Below are 431 nucleotides of genomic sequence, written 5' to 3'. Positions count from 1 at the left end.
AAACAAAAAGGATAGTCGAGCGCCAGTGAAGTCTTATATAAAACGGTAAACGTAGCTCAGACGCGCTACTTTTGGATCGGCTGCCGTACGGAAGTCAGTGAGCAATGCAACCAGCGCGTCGTCGCCGTCGAATTCGGCGAAATCGAGATGCACTTCAATCTGCGGATTTTGGGTTAGGTCACAACCATCCCAAAAATCGGAGAGCTTCAGTTGCCTTGCGGAGTCGGGCAGCGTCGGATCGAGGACAAGCCGAATGGCAAACAGGAGATTGCTTTTCCCAACACGATTCTCGCCCAGCAGCACAACATTACCGACGAGCGGGACATCGATTCCCGCGAAATTTCGGAAGTTCCGAACGGTCAACCTTGCTAAGCGCACGCCACCCTCCCTTGGTCCCATCGCTCCCGGCCGTCAGCCTCTGCGCGCGGCTA

At 55.0% G+C, this 431-nt stretch carries 1 protein-coding gene; it reads right to left on the bottom strand.

The genetic code is table 11. The features are described from left to right. Window positions 1-33: 33 nt before the first annotated feature. On the bottom strand, window positions 34-378 hold the full coding sequence (locus ACFTWP_RS41585) for a DUF2813 domain-containing protein (RefSeq protein WP_380270380.1): 345 nt from the start codon (window positions 376-378) through the stop codon (window positions 34-36). Between the last annotated feature and the right edge of the window lie 53 nt (window positions 379-431).

The sequence above is a fragment of the Kitasatospora sp. NPDC057015 genome (assembly GCF_042673745.1).
Lineage (GTDB): Bacteria > Actinomycetota > Actinomycetes > Streptomycetales > Streptomycetaceae > Kitasatospora.
Note: the sequence above shows the minus strand (reverse complement) of the source record. Positions and strands in the feature narration are given on the sequence as shown.